General features: G+C 59.7%; 3 protein-coding genes and 1 pseudogene. 3 read left to right on the top strand and 1 reads right to left on the bottom strand.

From position 1 onward, the window contains the following. The coding region (locus tag AB4Z11_RS18665; protein ID WP_442026804.1) for a TonB-dependent receptor at window positions 1-2,082 on the top strand (2,082 nt) is incomplete at its 5' end. A 112-nt stretch (window positions 2,083-2,194) separates the two neighbouring features. On the opposite strand, the gene AB4Z11_RS18660 is transcribed toward AB4Z11_RS18665, so the two are convergent. Continuing rightward, the gene (locus tag AB4Z11_RS18660; RefSeq protein WP_442026802.1) at window positions 2,195-4,015 is read right to left on the bottom strand and encodes a M2 family metallopeptidase; all 1,821 of its coding nucleotides are present in this window, start codon (window positions 4,013-4,015) and stop codon (window positions 2,195-2,197) included. Window positions 4,016-4,064: 49 nt separating this feature from the next. Between AB4Z11_RS18660 and AB4Z11_RS18655 the strand changes: the two genes are divergently transcribed. Beyond that, window positions 4,065-6,443, top strand: coding sequence for a TIM-barrel domain-containing protein (locus AB4Z11_RS18655; RefSeq protein WP_442026801.1), 2,379 nt, complete (start codon window positions 4,065-4,067; stop codon window positions 6,441-6,443). Between the two features lie 104 nt (window positions 6,444-6,547). Next, a pseudogene (locus tag AB4Z11_RS18650) lies at window positions 6,548-6,771 on the top strand (MFS transporter); the annotation flags it as partial.

Here is a 6,771-nt window from a genome sequence, read left to right as displayed (position 1 = left end):
GACCAGTTCATGGACCGCACCGTCGGCGTGGCAATTGGCTTCGCTCACCTGGATTCCCCAGTGCTGGACAATGAAACCGGCGTGTATGAGCCTTGGAAAAAAGAAGACCGTCCAGGCGTACCAACCGGTACCTACATCACCGACGGTATCAAAGCTCTGGGCCGTAGCGGCTACGATAAGCGCGATGGCGTGATGGGCGTACTGCAGTACCGTCCGACCAAGACCTTCACGTCCATGATCGACGTGTACGCGTCCGTGTTCAAGCATGAAGACACCGCCAACCAGTTCGAAACCCATATCGGCGGCTACAACGGCGGCTACACCCCAGGCCTGAACTTTACCGGCGTGACCCTGAACAATGGCGCCCTGGGTGGCGGCACTGCGACCGGCGTGTACCCACTGATCCGCGGCATGTACGACAAGCGCCGCGACGATATCCGCGCTGTGGGCTGGAACAACGAATGGCGTCTGAACGGCGTGACCCTGATCACCGACATCAGCCACTCGACCGCCAAGAAGGATGAACTGAGCCTGGAAAACAATACCCAGATCAGCAACGCAGCCGGTGATCCATTCCTGGATTCCGTGAACCTGCACTTCACCAGCGGCGGCTTCCCGACCATGACTCCGGGCCGCGATTACAGCAACCCGGCGACCCTGTACGTGCGTAACACCATCTACGGTTCCGGCTACGGCAAGACGCCGCACGTGGAAGACGAGCTGAATGGCTTCAAGCTGGCCGCCAAGATCGATGCGCCTGGCGCGATCGAAAACTGGATCACCAGCTTTGACGTCGGCATCCACTACTCCGACCGTTCGAAGAAGAAGACCCAGCCTGAAGGCAATATCAACCTGAAGGGAGATCCATCGACCATCTCGTCGGACCTGGAATATTCGAAGGTTGATCTGGGCTTCGCCGGCCTGGGCATGATCCCAGCGTGGAACGTGCCTGCCGTGGTGAACAAGTACATGGTGTTTGCTCCAACCTCGGATCAGAGCTACCTGATCGCCAAAGCGTGGAACGTGTACGAGAAGATCACCACCACCTACGCCAAGGCTAATCTGGAGCACGACTTCGGCGCCGTGACCATGCGTGGTAACGTTGGTCTGCAAGTTCAGCACACCAACCAGTCCTCGGAAGCAAACTACTGGGACGGCACCGCCGCTCCGGGCAGCCAGGTCAAGCCTATCCACGATGGCAAGAGCTTCAACGACTTCCTGCCTAGCATGAACCTGGCGTTCGGCTTCGAGAACGATCAGACCCTGCGTCTGGCGATTGCGAAACAGATCGCCCGTGCACGTGTTGACCAGCTGCGTTCCGCACTGGACTTCAACGTCGGCACCAACGACTTCAAGCCAAGCGGCAGCGGCGGCAACGCGCAGCTGGACCCATGGCGCGCCAAGGCCTTCGACATCTCGTATGAGAAGTACTTCGGCAAGAAGGCATATGTGGCACTGGCTGGCTTCTACAAGCACCTGGATACCTACATCTACACCCAGACGATGCAGCACGACTTCTCGGCGCAGATCCCTGGTACCAATGCCATCACCCCGATCGGTAACTACTCCGCGCCATACAACGGCAACGGTGGCCAGCTGAAAGGTCTGGAATTCACGGCTTCCCTGCCGCTGAATATGCTGACCCCAGTGCTGGACGGCTTCGGCGTGAGCGGCAGCTACTCGTACAACAAGAGCAGCATCGCGATCCAGGACCCAAGCAGCAATATCGGTTCCAACATCACGCTGCCAGGTCTGTCGAAGAACGTCAGCAACATCACCGTGTACTACGAGAAGAACGGTTTCGAAGCTCGCGTGAGCCAGCGTCAGCGTTCGGACTTCGTGGGTGAGATCAGCAACTTCGCCGCAGAACGTACCCTGCGCTATGTTGTCGGCGAGCGCGTGATCGATGCACAGCTGGGCTACACCTTCGAAAGCGGTCCGATGAAAGGTATCGGCCTGCTGCTGCAGGTGAACAACCTGACCAACGAAGCGTACGAAACCTACAACGGCAACAAGAACCAGCAGCTGGAATACCAGAAGTATGGCCGCACCGTGCTGTTCGGCGCGAACTACAAGTTCTGATCTGTCAGGACAAAAGAAAATCGGGGGCCGCTGCCCCCGATTTTTTTTGAACCTACAGCGTGAAGCAGGTGGCTGCCACGTCGTGGCAGCCACCCGTTTTATGCCGTTGGTTTTATTTGGCCTTGGCGGCCAGCTGTTTGTTTTGCTCGTCCAGCCAGGTCTTCAGCGGAGCGAAGTATTCGATCAGCGCATTGCCGTCGATCTTGTCTTCACCGCTGATGGCTTTCAGTTCTTCCGGCCATGGCTTGCTGGTGCCCATGGTCAGCATGGCTTGCAGTTTCTTGCCTGCCTTTTCGCTGCCGTAGATGGAGCACTTATGCAGAGGACCCGTGTAGCCAGCCTCGCGGCACAGCGCGCGATGGAACTGGAACTGCAGCAGGTCAGCCAGGAAGTAGCGCGCGTAAGGCACGTCGGCAGCGACGTGGTACTTGGCGCCTGCATCGAAACCGTCAGCCTGCAGTGGCAGCGGACGCTTCACCCCCATGTACTGCTCGCGCAGTTCCCACCAGTGTTTGTCGTAGTCGGCCGGCTTGGTCTTGCCGGAGTAGACATCCCAGCGCCATTTGTCCACCGAGTAGCCGAACGGCAGGAAGGCCACCTTGGCCAGCGCGCGCTTCAGCAGCTCGCCCATATCGGCATTGGCATCCGGTTCCTGGTCCATCAGGCCGACCTTCTTCAGATAGTCAGGCGTGATCGACAGCGCAATGGTGTCGCCGATCGCTTCGTGGAAGCCGTCGTTGGCGCCGTTGCGGAACAGGTTGGACTGGTTCTTGTACGCCAGGTCGTAGTAGATGTGGCCCAGTTCGTGGTGAATGGTGGTGAACTCTTCGGCGGTCGGACGGATGCACATCTTGATGCGCACATCATCCTTGCCATCCAGCTGCCATGCGGAGGCGTGACACACCACTTCACGGTCCTGCGGTTTCACCAGCAGGGAACGGGTCCAGAAGGTGTCCGGCAGCTTCTGCAGACCGAGCGAGGTGTAGAAGCGCTCGCCGTACTGCACCATCTCTTTGGCCGTGGTCTTGCGGCCTTCCAGCACATTGCTCAGGTCGAACTTGCTGGCGCCTGTTGCGGGCATCAGCACTGGATAGATATTGTCCCAGGTCTGGGTCCACATATTGCCGAACAAGTGAGCCGGAATCGGGCCGGTCAGCGGCRCCACGTCGGGACCGTAGGTTTCGCGCAGCTTGTAGCGCGCGTATTCATGCAGCGAGTCGTACAGCGGCTTCACTTGCTGCCACAGGCGTTCCATCTCTGCCGAGAACTGCTCCGGGGTCATGTCGTACTGCGAACGCCACAGGGCGCCGGTGTCGGCATAGCCCATTTCGCGCGCGCCCTTGTTGGACAGGTCGACGTATTCGGTGTACATCTTCTTGTAAGCAGGCGACTGCATGTGCCAGCCGTTCCATGCATCCAGCAGCTGCTTCGGATCGCGGCTGTTGGCCAGCACTTTTTCCAGCTCGCCCAGCGGCATGCAAGGACGGCCGTCGGTCGGGCAGTATTTGGCTTTACCGTAAGCGCCTTGCAGCGAAGCCTTCTTCGCAGCGTAAGCGGCGCGCTCTTTTGGATCGGACAGCATCAGCGTGAGCTGCAGCAGCTTCAGTTTGCGCGCATCGTCTTCCGACAGCTTCAGGCTATTGAAACGGCGTGCTTCCAGCGCAGCCTTGCCCGCTGCATCCAGACCCAGTTCGCCGAAGTAGGCGGACAGCGCTTCCGTGTCGTCGGTAATAAAGTTGGCCGCAACCCAGTCAGCGCGGTTGGCATCGTCGCCCAGTTTGTCGAATTTTTCTTCGGTCGCTGCGATGAATTTATGCGCATCGGCCGCCGTCGCCTTGCCCTTCTTGGGGGCTTCAGCTGCGTGTGCCAGGCCAGCGCTCAAGGCGAGCGCAGTAGCCAGCACCAGCGGTTTTTTGGTCATAGTTTTGAACAATTCAATCTCCTCATGTGTGAAACTGCACGCTAATATAACATTGACGCCCATGAAACATTTCACCTTTACCCTTCTGGCATTGGCCTCCCAGGCCGCGTTGGCGCAGAATGCGGATCGCCATTTTGTGTCCGCTGCGCAGAATCAGAACACGCTTGAAATCACCGTTAGCGACGGCAAATACCTGATCAAGCCTTACTCGGCGACGATCGTCGAGACGACCTTTATTCCGAACGGCGAGCGCTTTGATGCGTCCTCGCACGCAGTGGTGCTCGCGCCGGCGGCCACCTCGGCGCTTGCATCGACACTGAGCGATCGTGGCGCGGCGCTGGACTTCGCGACGCCCGGTATTACCGTGCACGTGGAGAAGCAGCCTTTCCGCATAAGCTATGTCTACAAGGGCAAGCCGCTGGTGGCCGAGAAGCGCGGCTACGTCCATGGCGCCGGCAACGAGACCATCGAGTTCGCGCTGGACGATGATGAGGCCTTGTACGGCGCTGGTGCCCGCGCGGTCGGCATGAATCGCCGCGGCAACCGCTTCCAGCTGTATAACAAGGCGGACTACGGCTACGCCAACCGCTCCACGCTGCTGAACTTCACCATGCCGCTGGCGCTGTCATCGAAGAAGTACGCCATCCACTTCGACAACCCGCAGATCGGCTACCTGGACTTCGACAGCAAAAAGAACGGCACGCTGGCCTACGAAACCATCGGTGGCCGCAAGACCTACCAGGTGGTGGCGGGCGACAAATGGGATGACATCCTGGCCAGCTATACCAGCCTGACCGGCCACCAGCCCTTGCCGCCGCGCTGGGCCTTCGGCAATTTCGCCAGCCGCTTCGGCTATCACACGGAAGCGGAAACCCGCGCCGTGATCGACAAGTTCATCGAAGAGAAAATCCCCGTCGACGCGGTGGTGCTGGACCTGTACTGGTTCGGCAAAACGGTGCAGGGCACGATGGGTAATCTGGCCTGGGACAAGGACAGTTTCCCCACGCCGCGCAGCATGACGGCCGACCTGGCGAAGAAAGGCGTGAAGACGGTCGTGATCACCGAGCCCTTCGTGCTGACCACCTCCAGCCGCTGGCAGCAGGCGGTGGATGCCAAGGCGCTCGCCACCACGCGTGACGGCGCGCCTTACACCTACGACTTCTACTTTGGTCACACCGGCCTGATCGACCTGTACAAACCGGAAGGGCGCCAGTGGTTCTGGAATATCTACAAGCAGCTGAAGGCCGACGGCGTCGCCGGCTGGTGGGGCGATCTGGGTGAACCTGAGGTGCATCCGAGCGCGCTGCAGCACGCCACCGGTTCCGCCGACCAGGTCCACAATATCTACGGCCACGACTGGGCGCGTTTGATTTCGGAAGGCTATGCCAAAGAGTTCCCGCAGGAGCGCCCATTCATCCTGATGCGTGCCGGCTATTCGGGCTCGCAGCGCTTCGGCATGATTCCTTGGTCGGGCGACGTATCGCGCAGCTGGGGTGGCCTGCAATCGCAATTGGAGATCGCGCTGCAGATGGGCATGCAGGGCATGGCCTATATGCACTCCGACCTGGGCGGCTTCGCCAATCCGGTGCTGGACGATGAACTGTACGTGCGCTGGCTACAGTACGGCGTATTCCAGCCGGTGTTCCGTCCCCATGCGCAGGAAGAGGTGCCTTCCGAAGCGGTGTTCCGCGAGCCGCGCACCAAAGCGCTGGCGCGTGACGCAATCCGCCTGCGCTACGCCATGCTGCCATATAACTACACCGCTGCTTTCGACAACAGCCAGACCGGCATTCCGCTGATGCGTCCTATCCTGTTTGAGGATGCGGAAGGTGCGGGCCTGTCTTCCACTTACTTCTGGGGTCACGATTTCCTCGTCTCGCCGGTGACCGAGCCGGGCGCCACCCGCAAGGAAGTCTACTTCCCGAACAAGGGCAGCGTGTGGTTCGATTTCTACAGCGACGAGCGCCACCGCGGCGGCATCACCGAAACCGTGAAGCCGGTGGCGGAACATATACCGGCCTTCGTGCGCGCCGGCGCCTTCATCCCGCTGGCGCCGGTGGTGCAGACCACGCGCGACTACAGCACCAGGCACATCGACCTGCATTATTACTACGACGCCGGCGCGGCGCAGTCGTCCGGCAAGCTGTATGACGATGACGGCGCCACCGCCAACGCTTTCGAGCAGGGCAAATATGAGCTGGTGCGCTTCAGCGGCACGGCTGACGCCAAGGGCTTCGAAATTGGCATCGCTACCGAAGTAGGCAAAGCGGCCCAGGCGCAGCAGCGCGGCTACACGCTTACCGCGCACAACGTCGTGGCGCGTCCACGCAGCGTGACGCTGGACGGCAAAGCGGTGTCCTTCAAGTGGAAAGAGGGCAAGCTGGAAGTGGTCATTCCGGCACGTAGCCAGATGCAGTCGAAACTGTCAGTAATTTTGTAATCTGACTACAAATAGGGCGATTTCAGGGCTAATTCTCAATTGACAGCCCGAAATCGCCATGTTATTTTGCTACAAATTTACTCAAAACAATCGGGGACAGGCTGATGCAAGTCGCAATCAAGAAACCCAGGCTGACATTCTGGCAGCTCTGGAACATGAGCTTCGGCTTTTTCGGTATTCAGTTCGGCTTCGCACTGCAGAACACCAACACCAGCCGCATCTTCGCGACCCTCGGCGCTTCCCCCGATGACCTGCCGCTGTTCTGGCTCGCCGCGCCGGTCACCGGCTTGCTGGTGCAGCCCATCATCGGCTACCTGAGCGACAACAC

The organism is Pseudoduganella sp. RAF53_2 (genome assembly GCF_052113985.1).
In the GTDB taxonomy this organism is placed as follows: domain Bacteria; phylum Pseudomonadota; class Gammaproteobacteria; order Burkholderiales; family Burkholderiaceae_D; genus Rugamonas.
The sequence above is the reverse complement of the archived record's forward strand: the minus strand, read 5'-3'. Positions and strand labels throughout refer to the sequence as shown.